This is a genomic window from Streptomyces montanisoli (genome assembly GCF_017813245.1).
Lineage (GTDB): Bacteria > Actinomycetota > Actinomycetes > Streptomycetales > Streptomycetaceae > Streptomyces > Streptomyces montanisoli.
Map to the genome: position 1 here is coordinate 1 of NZ_JAGIQL010000083.1, position 18,717 is coordinate 18,717.

An 18,717-nucleotide genomic window follows, 5' to 3' on the forward strand; every position below is an offset into this window, starting at 1 on the left:
CCGCCCGGGCGACCGGCGCGTGGTGGTCCCGTACCGGGGCCTGCGCCCTGCGGGGCCGCCGCTCGCGGCCGTGCAGGACCCGCGTCCGAGGGGGCGACGGCCTCGGCTGCCCGGTCCGGGCCCGCTGGTCGCGTGCAGGACCCGCGCGGGCGGGTCGGCTGCTGCCGACTTCGCGCGCCGTGCCACTGGCCCCGTGCACGGCGGACCTGCGTCCTGCGGCGCGCCGCTCCGGCGGGCCTCCGGGGCAGCCGGTGCGCGCGGGGGCTTCGGGCCCCCGCCGGCCTACGGCCGGGCGAGCGGGGCCAACGTCGCCGAGGTGAGGTTCGTCAGGACCTCGGGCGACAGCTCGACCTCCAGGCCCCTGCGGCCCGCCGAGACGTAGATCGTGGCGTGCGGCGACGACGACGCGTCCAGCACCGTGCGCAGGGCGCGGCGCTGGCCCAGTGGAGAGATGCCGCCCCTGACGTATCCCGTCGTGCGCTCCGCCGCCGCCGGGTCGGCCATCACCGCGCGCTTGCCGCCCACCGCCGACGCCAGCGCCTTCAGGTCGAGCTGCCCCGTCACCGGCACCACCGCGACCGTGAGCTGCCCGTCCACCTCGGCCACCAGCGTCTTGAAGACCCGTCCGGGCTCCACGCCGAGCGCCTGCGCCGCCTCCTCGCCGAAGCTCGGGGCCGCCGGGTCGTGGTCGTACGCGTGCAGGGTGAACGGCGCGCCCGCCGCCGTGAGCGCCGTCGTCGCGGGCGTGCCGCTCGCGGTCCTCCGCTGCTTCTTGGCCATCCGCCGGTCCGCCGGTTTCCGTCAGTTCAGGTTCGTCGGGGCCGTCGTCAGGTCCGTCGCGGGCAGCGACGGCAGCTTCCTGATCACGGCCGTCTCCGCCCGCAGCAGCTTGAGTTCCTGGCGCAGCCGTGACGCGGTGTCCGTCGCCTCCAGGAGCTGCTGCTTCGCCGGCACGTCCAGCATCGCCGCCGCCGCGACGAGGTACGACACGACGGGCGGCTCACCCGGCAGCTCCTCGTTGTCGGGCAGCGACCGCTCGCTCGCGCCCGCCAGCCGCTGCTGGTAGGTGCGAAACGCCCGCAGGACGCCCTCGGCGAGCGCCTCCGCGCCCTCGCCGCCCACCTCGGGCAGCTCCTCGACGCGCGCCGTCAGGTAGGGCCCCGAGGCGTCGACGGACAGCAGCTTGACGCGCGTCGTGCCCGTCGCGACCACCTCGAAGCTCCCGTCGGGGCGCTCCCTGATCGTCGCCGCGTCCGCGACGCAGCCGACCTGGTGGAAGGAGTCGAGCGGGGCTTCGCCGAACCCCGCGGAGGGCCCGCGCTCCGGCACGGACGTCGGGTCGGGCATGCCGGGCGCGGTCACCGCGACCTCGTGCCCGTCGCGGATCGCCACGACGACGAAGCGCCGTGCGTCGGGGTCGTCGTTCTTGAGCAGCTCCCGCATCATCGCGCGGTAACGCTCCTCGAAGACGTTGAGCGGCAGCACGAGGCCGGGGAAGAGCACCGCGTTCAATGGGAACAGAGGGAGGCTTGCCGTGGTCACGACCATCAAGCCTAATGGTCCCCGGCCCCGCACCGGCCAGGTCTGCGGCACAAAGGCGTGGCAGAGGCCACCTGGAAGCGCACTTCGTCCCTCGTCTCCAGGAACTCGCGCAGCGGATCGCCGCTCACGCGCGACCACGGGAACGAGGTCGCGCACGGCCCGATCAGCCTGAACTGCTCCAGCGCGTCCGCCCACCTGCCCCGCCGCACGAGGACGTACGCGAGGAGGTTGCGCACCTCGGCGGGCCACGGATCGCCCGCCGCGTACCGCGCCGACACCCCGATCGCGAGGTCCGCCGCCCGGTCGGCCGCGTCCCCCTGCACCGGCGACGGCGTCCGGTCGAGCAGCTGCTGGAAGGCGGCGCGCACGGGCAGCGTCCTGACGAGCGACCCGGGCAGCGCCTCGCGGGCAGCGTCCTCGGCGAAGTCCCGGCACTCGCGGTGCGAGCCGTACCACTGCGCCGACAGGTAGAGCAGCGCGGCCACGTGGCAGCCGTAGTGGTGCGGGCTGCGCCGCACGGCCTGTGCCCACAGGGTCTCGAAGGCCTTGTGCGTGGCGTGCGTGCCGCGCGCGTGGTCCAGCGCGATCCGCCACGGCACCGGGTCGCGCGGGTCGCCCCCGGCGGCCGCGTCGACCAGCGGCCCCGCGTCCCGCAGCCGTTCGGAGCGCGCGGGCGACTCCCACCCCCTGCGCACGGCGAGTTCGGCCTTCACGACGAGCGCGTCGGGGTCGCGCGGCGCGGCGCGCAGCCAGTCGGTGAGCCAGCCGTCCCGGCGGTGCGCGAAGGCGGCGAGCCTCATCACGTAGCGGTCGCGGCTCTCCCACTCGGCGCCCTCGCGTGTGGTCGCGAGGAGCTTGGCGGCGTCCTCGTACTCGCCGAGTGCCGCCGAGACGAGCGCGGGCGCGAGCCGCTCGTCCGGGGCGTCGAGGAGGACGTCGTCGTCGGGCGGCAGCCCGGCCGCGAGCCGCGGAGTGTGCCTGACCATACGCGCTGTGCTGATCAGAGCCCGAAGCAGAGACATGGTGCAGACCATTCAAAACCGCAGGTCGCGGACGCGCCAGGGGGTGATTGTGAAGTTTTCGTACCGGGACGGGGAGGTGTACGAGGGTTGTACCGACCCGCGTCAAGACGCGGCAAAGAAAGCGTGACCGGCGGTCACCGTGCGTCGCCGGCCCGCCCTGCCGTCACCGCGCGCGCGTCCCACCGTCACCGCGCGCGCGTCCCATATCACCCATTGATACGGGCGACCGGCCGCCCGTTCCGGTCTGCGAGAATTGGACCCGTGATCTCACGAATCGACCTGCGCGGTGACACCCTCCCCGAGGGCGGAGCACTGCGTGCCCTGCTGCCCCGAGCCGAGTTCGACGTGGAAGCCGCCCTGGAGAAGGTGCGGCCCATCTGCGAGGACGTCCGCCATCGCGGCGCCGAGGCGGTCCTCTCGTGGGGCGAGAAGTTCGGCGACGGCAGGCCCGCGTCCCTCCGGGTGCCCGCCGAGGCACTGCACCGCTCGCTCGACGAGCTCGACCCGGCGGTCCGCGCCGCCCTCGAGGAGTCGATCCGCCGCGCCAGGCTCGTCCACCGCGACCAGCGGCGCACCGACACCACGACCCAGGTCGTACCCGGCGGCACCGTCACCGAGCGGTGGGTGCCCGTCGGGCGCGTCGGCCTCTACGTGCCGGGCGGCCTGTCGGTGTACCCGTCGTCCGTCGTGATGAACGTCGTCCCGGCGCAGGAGGCCGGCGTCGACGGCATCGCCGTGGCCTCGCCCGCCCAGGCCGCGTTCGGCGGCCTGCCGCACCCGACGATCCTCGCCGCCTGCGCGCTGCTCGGCGTGGACGAGGTGTACGCGGCCGGCGGCGCCCAGGCCGTCGCCATGTTCGCCTACGGCGTCCCCGGCCCGGACGGCTGCCGCTCCGTCGACCTCGTCACGGGGCCGGGCAACATCTACGTGGCCGCCGCCAAGCGGCTGCTGAAGGGCGTCATCGGCATCGACGCCGAGGCCGGTCCCACCGAGATCGCCGTGCTCGCCGACGCCGGCGCCGACCCGGTGCACGTCGCGGCCGACCTGATCAGCCAGGCCGAGCACGACCCGATGGCCGCCGCCGTCCTCGTCACCGACTCCGCCGAGCTCGCCGACGCCGTGGAGCGCGAGCTCGCGCCGCAGGTCGAAGCCAGCAAGCACGCCGAGGAGCGGATCAGGCCCGCCCTGGCGGGCCGCCAGTCGGCGATCGTCCTCGTCTCCTGTCTGGACGACGGCGTCCGTGTGGTCGACGCGTACGCCGCCGAGCACCTGGAGATCCAGACCGCGGACGCCGCGGCCGTCGCCGCGCGCGTGCGCAACGCGGGCGCGATCTTCGTCGGCCCGTACGCGCCGGTCTCCCTCGGGGACTACGCGGCCGGGTCCAACCACGTCCTGCCGACCGGGGGCTGCGCCTGCCACTCGTCGGGTCTCTCCGTCCAGTCCTTCCTGCGCGGCATCCACGTCGTGGACTACACGCGCGACGCCCTCGCGGAGGTCGCCCACCACGTGGTGACGCTCGCGGAGGCGGAGGACCTGCCCGCGCACGGCGCGGCGCTCAAGGCCAGGTTCGGGTGGAAGGTGCCCCAGAAGTGACCGCACGAGAAGTGAGCCCCGCCGCGGACGCCGTACGCATGGACGACCTGCCGCTGCGCGACGAGCTGCGCGGCAAGTCGCCGTACGGCGCCCCGCACCCCGACGTGCCCGTCCAGCTCAACGTCAACGAGAGCCCGTACCCGCTGCCCGAGCCCCTCGTCGACCGCATCGCGCAGCGGGTGCGCGAGGCCGCCCGCGGCCTCAACCGCTACCCCGACCGCGACGCCGTCGAGCTGCGCACCGCGCTCGCCGCCTACCTCACGCGCACCGGGCACCACCCCCTGACCGCGGCGAACGTCTGGGCGGCGAACGGCTCCAACGAGGTGCTCCAGCAGCTCCTCCAGGCCTTCGGCGGCCCCGGCCGCACCGCCATCGGCTTCGAGCCGTCCTACTCGATGCACAGCCTCATCGCCCGCGGCACGAGCACCGGCTGGATCTCGGGACCGCGCCACGAGGACTTCACCATCGACCTCGACGCGGCCGTCGACGCGATCGCCGCGCACCGCCCGCATGTCGTGTTCGTCACCACCCCCAACAACCCGACGGGGTCGGCCGTCGACGCGGAGACCGTCGTCGCGCTGTACGAGGCGGCGCAGCGCGCCCGCCCCTCGCTGTTCGTGGTGGACGAGGCGTACACCGAGTTCAGCCACCGCCCCTCGCTGCTGCCGCTGCTCGAAGGACGGCCGAACCTCGTCGTCTCGCGCACCATGTCCAAGGCGTTCGGCGCGGCCGGGCTGCGCCTCGGCTACCTCGCGGCCGACCCGGCCGTGGTGGACGCCGTGCAGCTCGTACGCCTGCCGTACCACCTCTCCGCCGTCACGCAGGCCACCGCCCTCGCGGCCCTGGAGCACACCGATACCCTGCTCGGGTACGTCGAGCAGCTGAAGACCGAGCGGGACCGCCTGGTCGAGGAATTGAGGGCACTCGGATTCGAGGTCACGGACTCCGACGCGAACTTCGTCCAGTTCGGCCTCTTCGAGGACCCGCAGGCCGCGTGGCAGCACATCCTCGACCGCGGCGTCATCGTCCGGAACAACGGCGTGCCGGGCAGGCTGCGGGTCACCGCGGGAACCCCGGCGGAGAACGACGCGTTCCTCGACGCGGTACGCGATCTCAAGAAGGAGCAGGGCGCATGAGCCGCATCGGACGGGTCGAACGCAGTACGAAGGAGACGTCCGTCGTCGTGGAGATCGACCTCGACGGCACCGGGCGCGTCGAGGTGGGCACAGGAGTCGGATTCTTCGACCACATGCTCGACCAGCTCGGCAGGCACGGCCTGTTCGACCTCACGGTCAAGACCGAGGGCGACCTCCACATCGACTCCCACCACACCATCGAGGACACCGCGCTCGCCCTCGGCGCGGCGTTCCGCCAGGCGCTCGGCGACAAGGTGGGCGTCTACCGCTTCGGCAACTGCACCGTCCCGCTCGACGAGTCCCTCGCGCAGGTGACGGTCGACCTGTCGGGCCGCCCCTACCTCGTGCACACCGAGCCCGAGAACATGGCGCCGATGATCGGCTCGTACGACACCACCATGACGCGCCACATCCTGGAGTCGTTCGTCGCGCAGGCACGCGTCGCGCTGCACGTCCACGTGCCGTACGGGCGCAACGCGCACCACATCGTGGAGTGCCAGTTCAAGGCGCTCGCCAGGGCACTGAGGTACGCGTCCGAGCGCGACCCGCGCGCGGTGGGGATCCTGCCCTCCACGAAGGGCGCCCTCTGAGATGACCGGCCTCAACACCATCCTCATCCTGGTCGGGCTGTTCCTCGCCGGCGGCGTCTACTCCTTCGCGAAGCAGAAGCTGCCCGTCGGCGTGATCGTGCTGCTCGGTATCTCCTCCGCGTTCTGCCTGGCCGCCGGGATACTGCGCATCCAAGGGCTGTGGACATGACCAGGAACGTCGTGGTCTTCGACTACGGGTTCGGCAACGTGCGCTCCGCCGAGCGCGCCGTCGCGCGCGCCGGGGCCGAGGTGGAGATCACCCGCGACTTCGACCGCGCCATGAACGCCGACGGCCTGCTCGTGCCGGGCGTCGGCGCGTTCTCCGCCTGCATGGCGGGCCTGAACGCGGCACGCGGCAACTGGATCGTCGGCCGCAGGCTCGCGGGCGGCCGCCCGGTGCTCGGCATCTGCGTCGGCATGCAGATCCTCTTCGAGCGCGGCATCGAGCACGGCGTCAGCGCCGAGGGCCTCGACGAGTGGCCGGGCACGGTCGAGCCGCTCAAGGCCGACGTCGTCCCGCACATGGGGTGGAACACCGTACGCGCGCCCGCCGGCAGCGAGCTGTTCGCCGGGCTCGACGCCGACGCGCGCTTCTACTTCGTGCACTCCTACGCCGTCCACCACTGGGGCCTCGAAGTGACCAACCCCCGCATCAGGCCCCCCAAGGTCACGTGGGCGACGCACGGCGAGCCGTTCGTCGCCGCCGTCGAGAACGGCGCCCTGTGGGCCACCCAGTTCCACCCCGAGAAGTCCGGCGACGCCGGAGCCCAGCTGCTCACCAACTGGATCGGAACCCTCTGATGCCGCCCTCCTCGCCCTCTTCCCCGCACTCCTCCCCGCTGGAGCTCCTGCCCGCCGTGGACGTACGCGACGGACAGGCCGTGCGCCTCGTGCACGGCGAGTCGGGCACCGAGACCTCGTACGGCTCCCCGCTGCAGGCCGCGCTCGCCTGGCAGTCGGCGGGCGCCGAGTGGCTGCACCTCGTCGACCTCGACGCCGCGTTCGGCACCGGCGACAACCGGGCCCTGCTCGGCGAGGTCACCGCCACCATGGACATCAAGGTCGAACTGTCCGGCGGCATCCGCGACGACGACACGCTCGCCGCCGCGCTCGCCACCGGCTGCACGCGCGTCAACCTCGGCACCGCCGCGCTGGAGAACCCCGAGTGGGTCGCGGACGTCATCGCCCGGCACGGCGACCGCGTCGCCGTCGGACTCGACGTACGCGGCACGACCCTGCGCGGGCGCGGCTGGACGCGCGACGGCGGCGACCTCTACGAGACGCTGGCGCGCCTCGACTCCGAGGGCTGCGCACGCTACGTCGTCACGGACATCGCCAAGGACGGCACACTGAAGGGCCCCAACCTCGACCTCCTCAAGAACGTGTGCGCCGCCACGGACAGGCCGGTCGTCGCGTCGGGCGGCGTCTCCTCGCTCGACGACCTGCGCGCGATCGGCGAACTCGTCCCGGAGGGCGTCGAAGGCGCCATCGTCGGGAAGGCGCTCTACGCGAAGTCATTCACGCTCCAGGAGGCGCTAGCGGTGGTGAACCGATGACGGAGATCTCCGAAACGGCCGGCGGCACGAGGAGGCTGTCCACGGACGGCCCCTGGGAGGACTCCTACGGCTACTCCCGCGCCGTCCAGCTCCCCAACGGGCTCGTGCTCGTCGCCGGGTGCACGTCCGTGGTGGACGGACGCATCGTGGACAGCAGCCCCTACGAGCAGACCAAGGCGGCGTTCGGCGTCGCGATCAGCGCCCTGCGCGAACTCGACCTCGACACGGCCGACGTCGTGCGCACCCGCATGTACATCACCCACTCGCGTGACGCGGACGACGTGGGCCGCGCGCACCGCGAGTTGTTCCACGCGGTGCGGCCCGCCTCCTCGATGATCGTCGTCGCCGGGTTCATCGACCCCAGCCTCGTCGTCGAGGTCGAGGTCGAGGCGTACCGAGCCCCCGCGGGAGCCGCGCGGTGAGCGTCGCGGTACGCGTGATCCCCTGCCTCGACGTGGACGCGGGCCGGGTCGTCAAGGGCGTCAACTTCCAGAACCTGCGCGACGCGGGCGACCCCGTCGAGATGGCGAAGCTGTACGACGCGGAGGGCGCCGACGAGCTGACGTTCCTCGACATCACCGCGTCGTCCGGCGACCGGGAGACGACCTACGACGTCGTGCGGCGCACCGCCGAGCAGGTCTTCATCCCGCTGACGGTCGGCGGCGGCGTCCGCACCCCGGACGACGTGGACCGGCTGCTGCGCGCGGGCGCCGACAAGGTCGGCGTCAACACGGCGGCCATCGCGCGCCCCGAACTGATCCGCGAGATCGCCGAGCGGTTCGGCCGCCAGGTCCTCGTCCTGTCCGTCGACGCGCGCCGCACGCCGTCCGGCACCTTCGAGGTCACGACGCACGGCGGCCGGCGCGGCACCGGCATCGACGCGGTCGAGTGGGCGGAGCGCGCCGCCGCACTCGGCGCGGGGGAGATCCTGCTCAACTCCATGGACGCGGACGGCACCAAGGACGGCTACGACACGGAGATGATCGCGGCCGTGCGCGCACGCGTCTCGATCCCCGTCATCGCCTCGGGCGGCGCGGGAGCGCTCGGCCACTTCGCCCCAGCCGTCGCCGCGGGCGCGGACGCGGTCCTCGCGGCGTCGGTCTTCCACTTCGGCGACCTGCGCATCGGCCAGGTCAAAAAAACCCTGCACGAGGCGGGCCACCCCGTGCGCTGACCCGGCTGTGGCGAAGACGCCCGTGTCGGCCTGCCCGGCACGGGCGTTCTTGTGCCCAAATAGGAAAGGAAAGTTGCGCAAATAATATTGTGCAAGTTTTCTTTCCTACCTAGCGTGTTGCCATGACACAGAACGAGACCCGCAGGGTCACCGACCTCGGCACCCTCAAAGCGTTCGCCCACCCTCTGCGCATGAAGCTCTACCGCGCACTGTCCGTGTCCCGTACCGCCACCGTGACGCAGCTGGCCGACCAGGTCGACGAAGCGGTCTCGCTGGTCAGCTACCACCTGCGCAAGCTCGCCGAGCACGGCCTGATCGAGGAGGCTGAGCGTCGCGGGGGCGACGGCAGGGAACGCTGGTGGCAGCCGGTCGCGGAGGGGCTCAGCTTCCGTGAGGAGGACTTCAGCGACGCCCCCGAGAAGGCCGCCGTACACGCCGCAGTCGGCCGCATGGCGTTCGAGGAGCGGTCGTCGCTTTTCCGCAGCTACCTCGACTCTGCCGCGAGCTGGCCGGCCGAGTGGCGGGCAGCCGCCTTCAGCACGGAGTCACTCGCCCCGCTCACCGCGGACGAACTGGCCAGGCTCTCCGAGGAGATGCACGCCATGGTGCGACGCTACAAACGCGATGCGGTCGCCGCCCAGGAAGCAGGGGACACCGCCGGGCGTGAGGACGTCGCACTGCACCTGTACGCGTTCCCCTTCCGCACGCGATGAGCGGACGCCGGGAGGACGCGCGTACCGCCACCACGCCCGTCCGCGAGGCAGCCGGGGCCGCACTCGCAGGTGGAGCCGCGGGCCGCCCCGCACACCGAGACCCGAACGTCCTGCGCTGGCTCGGGGCCTACACGGCCTCCACCGTCGGCGACAGCGTGTACTTCCTGGCCCTGTCCTGGGCCGCGACGCGAGGCGGCAGCACCGGGCAGGCGGGGATCGTGCTCGCCGTGGGCGCCGTGCCGCGCGCGATACTGATGCTCGGCGGGGGAGTGCTCGCCGACCGCATCGGCCCCCGCCGCCTCGTCCTCGCAAGCGACGCGGCGCGTTGCCTGGTCATCGTCGCGGTTGCCGCCTTCCTGCTGCTGACCGCGCCGGCCGTCTGGCTTCTCGTCCTGGTGGCCGTTGTCTTCGGAACCGTTGACGCACTGTTCCTGCCCGCGGTCGGGGCGTTACCCCCGCGCATCACCGGACGGAGCCAACTCGCTCGTGTCCAGGGCATGCGCGGCCTGGCCGCACGATTCGCCAACGTGGCGGGAGCGCCCTTTGGCGGCCTCCTCGTCGCACTCGGTGGCTCAGGAGCCGCGTTCGCGGCCGCCGGCGTCCTGTTCGGCGGCTCGTTCATCACCCTGTTGGCCGTCCGCATCGGACCCGTACCGTCCGACGGGGCCGATGACGCGGGCCCGCCCCAGGAACGGAGCAGCCCGCTGCGCGACCTCGCGGACGGCCTGCGCCACATCCGCGAAAACCGCGTCCTCGCCCCGCTGGTACTGATCGTCGCGCTGACCGAACTGGGCTTCTCCGGCCCCCTGAATCTGGGCCTGACACTGCTCGTGCGTGAGCGCGGCTGGGGCGCCGACGCCATGGGCTGGCTCGTGTCGGCCTTCGGGCTCGTGCGGGAGCCGTGTCCCTGCTGCTCGTGTGGCGTGGCCGCATACCTCGCGCCGGACTCGTCATGGGACTGGGGATCGTGACGGGCGCGGCCGCCCTCGCGGCCCTCGGCGCAGCGCCGACCGTGGGACTCGCCGTGCTCGCGGCGCTGGCTGTCGGGCTGCTGGCCGGGCTCGGTGGCGCGCTGCTCGGCGCACTCGCCCAGACCCACGCGGGACCCGGCCACCTCGGCCGGGTCAGCTCGGTGACGACCCTCTTCACGCTGGGCATCGCGCCGCTCAATTACCCGGTGACCGGCGCCGTCGTCGCCGCCTGGGGCACAGCCCCCGTCTACCTCGCCGGCGCAGCGCTGTGCGCCGCGGCCGGGGTGGTCGCGCTGAGCGTGCCCGCACTGCGCCGCGCCTCGCTCAGTGGCGCATGACCTGAGAGGCCGAACCGATCCGGCCTGGTCGACCGGGGCGCGCAGGCGGACGCCTACCCCGTGCGCTGACCGCCGCGAGGCGGGTGCGCTCAGATGCCGAGCTTCGCGTCCTGCGCCTTGGCCACCGCGTCCTTGTCGCCCTCCAGCGACACGTCCGCGGACGACTGGCGGCCCGAGAGGAAGAGCGTCAGCTCGCCCGGCTCGCCCGTCACCGTGACGACGGGCGTGCCGCGGTGGGCGACGGCCGTGCGGCCGTCCGGGCGGCGCAGGACCAGGCCGACCGGGGACTTGCGGCCCATCAGGCGTGCCGTTTTCTCCAGGCGCGACCACAGCGAGTCCGCGAACACCGCGTCGAGCTCGCGGGCCGTCCAGTCGGGCTGGGCGCGGCGCACGTCCTCCGCGTGGATGTAGAACTCCGTCGTGTTCGCCGCCTCGTCGAACTGCTTCAGGCCGAACGGGGACATCTTCGGCGGGCCCGTGCGGATCAGCTGGAGCAGCTCCTCGTACGGCTTGCCCAGGTACTCCGACTTCACCCGCTCCAGCCTGGTGCGCAGCGCGGGGATCAGCGTGCCGCCCGCCGCGTCGGGGCGGCGCTCGCGCACCACCACGTGCGCCGCGAGGTCGCGGGTGAGCCAGCCCTCGCACAGGGTAGGGGCCTCGGGGCCCGCCGCCTCCAACAGATCGGCGAGCAGAAGTCGTTCACGCTTGGCATGGGTCGACATGACGGCAAGCGTACGGCGATCCCTCCGCGTCCGCCCAGTGGACATGCGGACCGGGCACGCCCGGATGCGCGGCAGAATGGGGGCATGACCAGCTCGCTCGCCCCCGACGTCGCCGCACGCCTCAAGCGCGACGCCGCCGGCCTCTTCCCCGCCATCGCCCAGCAGTACGACACCGGCGAGGTGCTCATGCTCGGCTGGATGGACGACGAGGCGCTGCACCGCACCCTCACCACCGGACGCTGCACCTACTTCTCGCGCAGCCGCCAGGAGTACTGGGTCAAGGGCGACACCTCGGGCCACGCCCAGCACGTCAAGTCCGTCGCCCTCGACTGCGACGGCGACACCGTGCTCGTCAAGGTCGACCAGGTGGGCGCCGCCTGCCACACCGGCGACCGCACCTGCTTCGACGCCGGCGAGCTGCCGCTCGGGGCCGGGCCCGGGTCCGCTGCCGAGTAGGGTCAGCCGCCATGGATCTCGAGACCTTCCGCAAGCTGGCGGTGGACCGCCGCGTCATCCCCGTCAGCAGGCGCCTGCTCGCGGACGGCGACACGCCCGTCGGCCTCTACCGCAAGCTCGCCGCCGAGCGGCCCGGCACCTTCCTGCTGGAGTCCGCCGAGCAGGGCTCCTGGTCCCGCTACTCCTTCGTCGGCGTGCGCTCGGCCGCCGCGCTCACCGAGCGCGCGGGCGCCGCACACTGGCTCGGCACCCCGCCCGTCGGCGTGCCCACAGGCGGCGACCCGCTCGACGCGCTGCGCGCCACCCTCGAAGCCCTGCACACGCCACGCGACCTGACCGCGGGCCTCGGGCTGCCGCCCTTCACCGGCGGCATGGTCGGCCACCTCGGCTTCGACATCGTGCGCCGCCTGGAGAAGAAGACCGGCGACCACGCACGCGACGACCTGCGCCTGCCCGAGCTGACCATGCTGCTCACCTCGGACCTCGCCGTCCTCGACCACCAGACGGGCACCGTCCTGCTGATCGCCAACGCGATCAACCACAACGACCTCGACACCGGCGTCGACGAGGCCTACCACGACGCGGTGGCACGCCTCGACGCCATGGCCGCCGACCTGGCACGTCCGGCCGACACCGTGCCCACCGAGCTGCCCGCCTCCGAGCTGCCCGAGTACACCGCGCGCTGGGGCGGCGCCGACTTCATGGCCGCCGTCGAGGACATCAAGGAGCGCATCAGGGCGGGCGAGGCGTTCCAGGTCGTGCCCTCGCAGCGGTTCGAGACGCCGTGCACCGCGAGCGCCCTCGACGTCTACCGCGTCCTGCGCACCACCAACCCCAGCCCGTACATGTACCTCTTCCGGTTCCCCGGCGACGACGGCGAGGTCGCCTTCGACGTCGTCGGCTCGTCCCCGGAGGCCCTCGTCAAGGTCGAGGACGGACGCGCCCTGCTGCACCCCATCGCCGGGACCCGGCCGCGCGGCGCCACGCCCCGCGAGGACCAGGAGCTCGGCGACGAACTCCTCGCCGACCCCAAGGAGCGCGCCGAGCACCTGATGCTCGTCGACCTCGGACGCAACGACCTCGGCCGGGTCTGCGAGCCCGGCAGCGTCGAGGTCGTCGACTTCATGTCCGTCGAGCGGTACTCGCACGTCATGCATATCGTCTCGACGGTCACCGGCACCGTCGCGCCCACCCGCACCGCGTTCGACGTGCTCACCGCCTGCTTCCCCGCCGGAACGCTCTCCGGCGCCCCCAAGCCGCGCGCCCTGCAGATCATCGACGAGCTGGAGCCCAGCAGGCGCGGGGTGTACGGCGGCTGCGTGGGCTACCTCGACTTCGCGGGCGACTCCGACACCGCCATCGCCATCCGTACGGCCCTGCTGCGCGACGGCACCGCGTACGTGCAGGCGGGCGCGGGCATCGTCGCCGATTCCGACCCCGTCGCCGAGGACGCCGAGTGCCGCAACAAGGCCGCGGCCGTGCTGCGCGCCGTCCACACCGCGAACAGGCTGGCCCCCGCCGGCAGGCCGGCCCCCGCGAGCAGGCCGGCCCCCGCGCACACGCCCACCGACTGAGTCGCGCCGAAACCTGTAAGGGATAGTGGGAGGCGTGACAGCGCTACCCGCCCCCAGAGAGGGCACCCACGACCAGCGACGCGCGAACGGCGCCACGAGCGGCCGCCGCAGCCTCGCAGCAGCCCTGCTCCTCGGCGCCGCGGGCGCCGCGGTGGCGCTCATCGCCTCCGGCCAGACCTGGGCCAGGGGGGCGGCCGCCGTCGGCGGCGGAGCCGTCCCCGTGACGGCGGACGGCCGCGACGTCACCGGCGTGCCGGCCGCGCTCGCGGTGGTCGGGCTCGCCGCGCTGGTCGCGGTGTTCGCCGTGCGCCGCTCGGGACGCCTGGTGGTGTCCCTGATCCTCGCGCTGAGCGGCGCGGGCGCCGCCGTCTCCGCGGTGCTCGGCGGCTCCGGCAGCACGGCGCTCGACGCGAAGGCCGCGCAGACCACGGGCGACGCCTCCGCGACCGTGCACGCCCTCAGCCACACCGCGTGGCCGTACGTCACCGCGGGCGCGGGCGTGCTCATCCTGCTCGCTGGGCTGCTCGCCCTGCGGTACGGCAGGTGGTGGCCCGCCATGTCGGGCCGCTACGAGCGCGGCACCGGCCCCGCCGGCGTCAAGGCGGCGGCCCGCCGCAAGCCGGTCGTCGACCCGGACAGGCCCGAGGACCTGTGGAAGGCGCTCGACCGCGGCGAGGACCCCACCGGCGGCTGAGCGGCCGCCCGGGCCCCGTCCGCGGCGGCCGCTCCGGCCCGTCCGCCCGCGAGCGGACCCCCCGCGCGTCACCCGCCGTGCATGCGGGAGAATGTGCGGTGAGCACGGGACCCGACGGCACACGCGCCCGGACACCCGGCACGACCAGCGACACAGCACACCAAGCGCCCACTACACAGCGCCACAGCAACGAGGAGCAACTCATGGCGGGCAGCAGCCACGGACACACGCCGGCGGCCTGGACCGGTGTCATCATCTCCTTCATCGGCTTCTGCGCCGGTGGAGGCCTGATGGTGGCGGACAACCCGGTCGGCTTCTGGGTCAGCATGGGCGTCGTGCTCCTCGGCGGCGTCGTCGGCGTGATCATGAAGTACATGGGCCTCGGCATGCCGAAGGAGTCCGACGAGATGATCCGGGCGCGTGAAGAGGCCGGACGCGCGCAGATCGCCATGAACGCGGGACAGCACGACACCGCACGCGCCGCCGCCGGCAAGGCGGAGCAGCACGCGAAGGCCTGACGGCCCGCGCGCCCGGCCGCCCGCGTGGGCGCGCGGGTGCACCGCATGACCCCGGCCGCCGTGCGCGGCCGTGCCGAGCCGGTGACGAACGACGGGGTGAGAGCCATGGCAGTGCCCATGACACGAATGGCGGTAGGGCCGGGCAGACGGCTGCTCGCGCCCGTCGGCGCGCTCGCCGGGGTGGGAGCGGCCTTCACACTCGTGGCGCTGGTCGACCCCAACCACCCGGGGCACTACCCCGTCTGCCCGCTCTACGGGTTCACCGGCATCTACTGCCCGGGCTGCGGCGGCCTGCGCTGCGCCCACGCCGTCGCCTCGGGAAAGCTCGGCACGGCGCTGCACGACAACGCGCTCGCCGTGGTCGGCTTCGCCGCCTTCGCGGTCTTCTGGGTGTACTGGGTGCTCCGCGCGCGCAAGGGCCTGCCGACGGCCGTACGGCTCGCCCCCAAGTGGTGGTGGGCCATCGGGGTGGCCGCGGCGGCCTTCACCGTGGTGCGCAACCTGCCGTTCGGCGGGTTCATGGCGCCCTGAGCGCGCCCCGAGCACGCCCTGAGCGCGCCCCGAGCACGCCCTGAGCGCGCCCCGAGCACGCCCTGAGCGCGCGGGGCGCACGCGCCGCCGACACCCGTGATGAGGGGCCTTCCGCCTCTAACGGCTAGCATCGAGGCGGCCGGATCCTGGAACCATGTCGCATCACCTCCCGGAAAGGGGGCCTCTCGCGTGAGTGTGCTCGACGAGATCATCGAAGGCGTGCGCGCCGACCTCGCGGAGCGCCAGGCGCGCGTCGGCCTCGACGAGCTGAAGGAGCGCGCGGCGCGCGCCCCGCAGGCGAAGGACGGCGCGGCCGCGCTCGGCGGCGACGGCGTCAGCGTGATCTGCGAGGTCAAGCGGTCCAGCCCGTCCAAGGGCGCCCTCGCGGCGATCGCCGACCCCGCGGCCCTGGCCGCCGACTACGAGAGCGGCGGCGCGGCCGTCATCTCCGTGCTCACCGAGCAGCGCAGGTTCGGCGGATCGCTCGCCGACCTGGAGGCCGTACGCGCCAAGGTCGACATCCCCGTGCTGCGCAAGGACTTCGTCGTCACCTCCTACCAGCTGTGGGAGGCGCGCGCGCACGGCGCCGACGTGGTGCTCCTGATCGTCGCCGCGCTCGAACAGCCCGCGCTGGTGTCGCTGATCGAGCGCGCCCAGTCCATCGGCCTCACCCCGCTGGTCGAGGTGCACGACGAGGACGAGGCGGAGCGCGCGGTCGACGCGGGCGCCCGCGTCATCGGCGTCAACGCGCGCAACCTGAAGACACTCAAGGTGGACCGCTCCACCTTCGAGCGCGTCGCCCCGGAGATCCCGGCCGGCATCGTCAAGGTCGCCGAGTCCGGCGTGCGCGGCCCGCACGACCTGATCGCCTACGCGAACGCCGGCGCCGACGCCGTGCTCGTCGGCGAGTCGCTCGTCACCGGGCGCGACCCGAAGGCCGCCGTGGCCGACCTCGTCGCCGCGGGCGCCCACCCCGCGCTGCGGCACGGGAGGGACTGACCGCACGCCATGCCCGCCTCCCGCCCCGCCACCCTCGCGGCCGACGCCGCCGCCCCGGCACAGCACGCGCCCCTGGCGCGCGGTTGCCGGCCGCGCGGCTGCCGCGCGCCCGCGCGCAGGGTGCACGGGCGGCGCGTGCGGTACGTCATCGGGGACGAGCCGGGACAGGTCAACGGAATGCGATGGCGGACGCGGCCGCGCGCGCCGCACCAGGACGCCGTGCGCGCATACGGTGCTGTCCGTCTGTAACGGCCCGTTCCACCCTCCGTCGTGGACCGGGCCGTGACTTCCGAGGAGTTACTCCGTTGTCCACGAAACCTTCCGCAGAGCCTTCTGCGTTCTTCCTGCCGGACCCCGACGGGAAGATTCCCAGCGCCGAGGGGTACTTCGGCGCCTTCGGCGGCAAGTTCATCCCCGAGGCGCTCGTCGCCGCGGTGGACGAGGTCGCCGCCGAGTACGGCAAGGCGAAGTCCGACCCGTCCTTCGCCGCCGAACTCGACCGGCTCATGGCCGACTACACCGGCCGCCCCAGCCCGCTGACCGAAGTGGAGCGCTTCGCCGCGCACGCCGGCGGCGCGCGCGTCTTCCTCAAGCGCGAGGACCTCAACCACACCGGCTCGCACAAGATCAACAACGTGCTGGGCCAGGCGCTGCTCACCCGGCGCATGGGCAAGACGCGCGTCGTCGCCGAGACCGGAGCGGGCCAGCACGGTGTGGCCACGGCCACCGCCTGCGCCCTGTTCGGCCTCGAATGCGTCATCTACATGGGCGAGATCGACACCGAGCGCCAGGCGCTCAACGTCGCCCGCATGCGGATGCTGGGCGCCGAGGTCATCGCCGTGAAGTCCGGCAGCCGCACCCTCAAGGACGCGATCAACGAGGCGTTCCGGGACTGGGTCGCCAGCGTCGACACCACGCACTACCTGTTCGGCACGGTCGCGGGCCCGCACCCGTTCCCCGCGATGGTCCGCGACTTCCACCGCGTGATCGGCGTCGAGGCCAGGCGGCAGATCCTTGAGAAGGCCGGCAGGCTGCCCGACGCGGCCGTGGCCTGTGTCGGCGGCGGGTCCAACGCGATCGGCCTGTTCCACGCGTTCATCCCGGACGGCGCCGTCCGCCTGATCGGCTGCGAGGCCGCGGGACACGGCGTGCCGAGCGGCGAGCACGCCGCCACGCTGACCGTGGGCGAGCCCGGCATCCTGCACGGCTCGCGCAGCTACGTGCTCCAGGACGACGAGGGCCAGATCACCGAGCCCTACTCGATCTCCGCGGGGCTCGACTACCCGGGCATCGGCCCCGAGCACTCGTACCTCAAGGACAGTGGGCGCGGCGAGTACCTCGCCATCACCGACGACGAGGCCATGCAGGCCCTCCGGCTGCTGTCGCGCACCGAGGGCATCATCCCGGCCATCGAGAGCGCGCACGCACTCGCCGGGGCCCTCACCGTCGGCCGTGAGCTCGGCGAGGACGGCCTGATCGTTGTCAACCTCTCCGGGCGCGGCGACAAGGACATGGACACCGCCGCGCGCTATTTCGGCCTCTACGAGGCGGACGCGGCCGTCGAACCCGACGACACCTCGGGCGCGACGATCCAGGACGGCCAGAGCGGCCAGGGCGGCCAGGACGGTCAGGACGGTCAGGGCGGCCGCGAGGGCGAGCACGGCCGCGACGGGCGGCACGGCACGGCGAACGAGGGGGCCGCGAAGTGAGCGGGAACATCCAGCTGCTGACCGACGCGCTCGCCGCCGCGCGGGCCGAGGACCGGGCCGCGCTCATCGCCTACTACCCGGCCGGCTTCCCCACCGTGGACGGCGGCATCGAGGCCATCGGCGCGATCTTCGACGGCGGGGCCGACATCGTCGAGGTCGGCCTGCCCTACAGCGATCCCGTCATGGACGGCCCCGTCATCCAGACCGCCGACGACATCGCCCTGCGCGGCGGCGTCAGGATCGCCGACGTGCTGCGCACGGTGCGCGAGGCGCACGCCGCCACCGGCAAGCCGGTGCTGGTGATGACGTACTGGAACCCCATCGACCGCTACGGCCCCGCGCGCTTCGCCGCGGAGCTCGCGGACGCGGGCGGCGCCGGCTGCATCCTGCCCGACCTGCCGGTCCAGGAGTCCGCGGTGTGGCGCGAGCACGCGTCCGAGCACGACCTCGCCACCGTCTTCGTGGTCGCGCCGAGCAGCGCGGACGCGCGCCTCGCCGAGATCACCGCGGCCGGCAGCGGCTTCGTGTACGCGGCCTCCCTGATGGGCGTCACCGGCACCCGCGAATCCGTCGGGAGGCAGGCCGAGAAGCTGGTGGCCCGCACCCGCGCCACCAGCGGCCTGCCGGTCTGCGTGGGGCTCGGCGTCTCCAACGCGGCGCAGGCCGCGGAGGTCGCCTCGTTCGCCGACGGCGTCATCGTCGGCAGCGCCTTCGTCAAGCGCGTGCTCGACGCGCCGGACGCGGCCGCCGGGGTCGCGGGCGTACGGGAGCTGGCGGGCGACCTCGCGCAGGGCGTGCGGGCGTCGGCGCGCACGCCGGCGGGCTGACCGTCCGCCCAGCGGGTTCGAACGCCACGGCACCTGCTTGGGCGTTCGAACC

The 18,717-nt window shown here is 73.5% G+C and carries 21 protein-coding genes and 2 pseudogenes; 19 read left to right on the forward strand and 4 right to left on the reverse strand.

Annotation, left to right across the window (positions count from 1 at the left end; all coding sequences use genetic code 11):
• Positions 1–282: 282 nt before the first annotated feature.
• From ybaK to JFN87_RS19675, 3 genes are read right to left on the reverse strand one after another with little or no spacing between them, the layout of a single operon-like run.
• The gene (ybaK, locus tag JFN87_RS19665) at positions 283–780 is read right to left on the reverse strand and encodes a Cys-tRNA(Pro) deacylase (protein ID WP_209341753.1); all 498 of its coding nucleotides are present in this window, start codon (positions 778–780) and stop codon (positions 283–285) included.
• A 21-nt stretch (positions 781–801) separates the two neighbouring features.
• Complete coding sequence (locus JFN87_RS19670; RefSeq protein ID WP_209341754.1) at positions 802–1,542, reverse strand: LON peptidase substrate-binding domain-containing protein; 741 nt, start codon at positions 1,540–1,542, stop codon at positions 802–804.
• Between the two features lie 11 nt (positions 1,543–1,553).
• Positions 1,554–2,576, reverse strand: coding sequence for a hypothetical protein (locus tag JFN87_RS19675; protein ID WP_209341755.1), 1,023 nt, complete (start codon positions 2,574–2,576; stop codon positions 1,554–1,556).
• 249 nt (positions 2,577–2,825) lie between these two features.
• Between JFN87_RS19675 and hisD the strand changes: the two genes are divergently transcribed.
• The 10 genes and pseudogenes from hisD (at position 2,826) to JFN87_RS19725 (ending at position 10,635) form a co-directional block, all read left to right on the forward strand.
• Positions 2,826–4,157 carry a histidinol dehydrogenase gene (gene hisD, locus JFN87_RS19680; RefSeq protein WP_209341757.1) on the forward strand — a complete coding sequence of 444 codons (1,332 nt, stop codon included), beginning with the start codon at positions 2,826–2,828 and terminating at the stop codon, positions 4,155–4,157.
• Between the two features lie 38 nt (positions 4,158–4,195).
• A complete protein-coding gene (locus JFN87_RS19685) occupies positions 4,196–5,293 on the forward strand; it encodes a histidinol-phosphate transaminase (RefSeq protein ID WP_209341789.1) in 1,098 nt (365 codons plus the stop codon).
• Positions 5,290–5,883 carry an imidazoleglycerol-phosphate dehydratase HisB gene (hisB, locus tag JFN87_RS19690; RefSeq protein WP_209341759.1) on the forward strand — a complete coding sequence of 198 codons (594 nt, stop codon included), beginning with the start codon at positions 5,290–5,292 and terminating at the stop codon, positions 5,881–5,883. The genes JFN87_RS19685 and hisB overlap by 4 nt, the downstream gene beginning before the upstream one ends.
• A 1-nt stretch (position 5,884) precedes the next feature.
• Positions 5,885–6,052, forward strand: a complete 168-nt coding sequence (locus JFN87_RS19695; RefSeq protein ID WP_209341760.1) for a CG2302 family histidine operon protein — start codon at positions 5,885–5,887, stop codon at positions 6,050–6,052.
• Positions 6,049–6,684, forward strand: coding sequence for an imidazole glycerol phosphate synthase subunit HisH (hisH, locus tag JFN87_RS19700; protein WP_209341761.1), 636 nt, complete (start codon positions 6,049–6,051; stop codon positions 6,682–6,684). Before JFN87_RS19695 ends, hisH begins: the two co-directional genes overlap by 4 nt.
• Positions 6,684–7,439 (forward strand): bifunctional 1-(5-phosphoribosyl)-5-((5-phosphoribosylamino)methylideneamino)imidazole-4-carboxamide isomerase/phosphoribosylanthranilate isomerase PriA, encoded by a 756-nt coding sequence (gene priA / locus JFN87_RS19705; protein WP_209341762.1) that lies wholly within the window; start codon positions 6,684–6,686, stop codon positions 7,437–7,439. Before hisH ends, priA begins: the two co-directional genes overlap by 1 nt.
• Positions 7,436–7,861 carry a Rid family hydrolase gene (locus tag JFN87_RS19710; protein ID WP_209341763.1) on the forward strand — a complete coding sequence of 142 codons (426 nt, stop codon included), beginning with the start codon at positions 7,436–7,438 and terminating at the stop codon, positions 7,859–7,861. Before priA ends, JFN87_RS19710 begins: the two co-directional genes overlap by 4 nt.
• Complete coding sequence (gene hisF / locus JFN87_RS19715) at positions 7,858–8,613, forward strand: imidazole glycerol phosphate synthase subunit HisF (protein WP_209341766.1); 756 nt, start codon at positions 7,858–7,860, stop codon at positions 8,611–8,613. Before JFN87_RS19710 ends, hisF begins: the two co-directional genes overlap by 4 nt.
• A 122-nt stretch (positions 8,614–8,735) precedes the next feature.
• Positions 8,736–9,326, forward strand: a complete 591-nt coding sequence (locus JFN87_RS19720; RefSeq protein ID WP_209341767.1) for an ArsR/SmtB family transcription factor — start codon at positions 8,736–8,738, stop codon at positions 9,324–9,326.
• Positions 9,323–10,635: pseudogene (locus JFN87_RS19725) on the forward strand (MFS transporter). The gene JFN87_RS19720 and the pseudogene JFN87_RS19725 overlap by 4 nt, the downstream one beginning before the upstream one ends.
• Positions 10,636–10,724: 89 nt before the next feature.
• On the opposite strand, the gene JFN87_RS19730 reads toward JFN87_RS19725, so the two are convergent.
• The gene (locus JFN87_RS19730; protein WP_209341769.1) at positions 10,725–11,357 is read right to left on the reverse strand and encodes a TIGR03085 family metal-binding protein; all 633 of its coding nucleotides are present in this window, start codon (positions 11,355–11,357) and stop codon (positions 10,725–10,727) included.
• An 84-nt stretch (positions 11,358–11,441) separates the two neighbouring features.
• Between JFN87_RS19730 and hisI the strand changes: the two genes are divergently transcribed.
• From hisI to trpA, 9 genes and pseudogenes are all read left to right on the forward strand, one after another.
• On the forward strand, positions 11,442–11,813 hold the full coding sequence (hisI, locus tag JFN87_RS19735) for a phosphoribosyl-AMP cyclohydrolase (protein ID WP_209341770.1): 372 nt from the start codon (positions 11,442–11,444) through the stop codon (positions 11,811–11,813).
• 11 nt (positions 11,814–11,824) lie between these two features.
• Positions 11,825–13,387: an anthranilate synthase component I gene (locus JFN87_RS19740; RefSeq protein ID WP_209341771.1), complete on the forward strand. Its 1,563-nt coding sequence runs from the start codon at positions 11,825–11,827 to the stop codon at positions 13,385–13,387.
• 34 nt (positions 13,388–13,421) lie between these two features.
• A complete protein-coding gene (locus tag JFN87_RS19745) occupies positions 13,422–14,081 on the forward strand; it encodes a TIGR02234 family membrane protein (protein WP_209341772.1) in 660 nt (219 codons plus the stop codon).
• Positions 14,082–14,284: 203 nt separating this feature from the next.
• A complete protein-coding gene (locus tag JFN87_RS19750) occupies positions 14,285–14,599 on the forward strand; it encodes an HGxxPAAW family protein (protein WP_245180495.1) in 315 nt (104 codons plus the stop codon).
• Positions 14,600–14,716: 117 nt separating this feature from the next.
• Entirely contained in the window at positions 14,717–15,130 is a 414-nt protein-coding gene (locus tag JFN87_RS19755) for a DUF2752 domain-containing protein (protein WP_307865520.1), read from the forward strand.
• Between the two features lie 189 nt (positions 15,131–15,319).
• The gene (gene trpC / locus JFN87_RS19760; RefSeq protein ID WP_209341774.1) at positions 15,320–16,129 is read left to right on the forward strand and encodes an indole-3-glycerol phosphate synthase TrpC; all 810 of its coding nucleotides are present in this window, start codon (positions 15,320–15,322) and stop codon (positions 16,127–16,129) included.
• Between the two features lie 9 nt (positions 16,130–16,138).
• Complete coding sequence (gene trpM / locus JFN87_RS33725) at positions 16,139–16,378, forward strand: tryptophan biosynthesis modulator TrpM (RefSeq protein ID WP_245180498.1); 240 nt, start codon at positions 16,139–16,141, stop codon at positions 16,376–16,378.
• Positions 16,379–16,434: 56 nt separating this feature from the next.
• Positions 16,435–17,724: pseudogene (trpB, locus tag JFN87_RS19765) on the forward strand (tryptophan synthase subunit beta); the annotation flags it as partial.
• Between the two features lie 110 nt (positions 17,725–17,834).
• Positions 17,835–18,665, forward strand: a complete 831-nt coding sequence (gene trpA, locus JFN87_RS19770) for a tryptophan synthase subunit alpha (protein WP_209341775.1) — start codon at positions 17,835–17,837, stop codon at positions 18,663–18,665.
• The last annotated feature ends 52 nt before the right edge of the window (positions 18,666–18,717 follow it).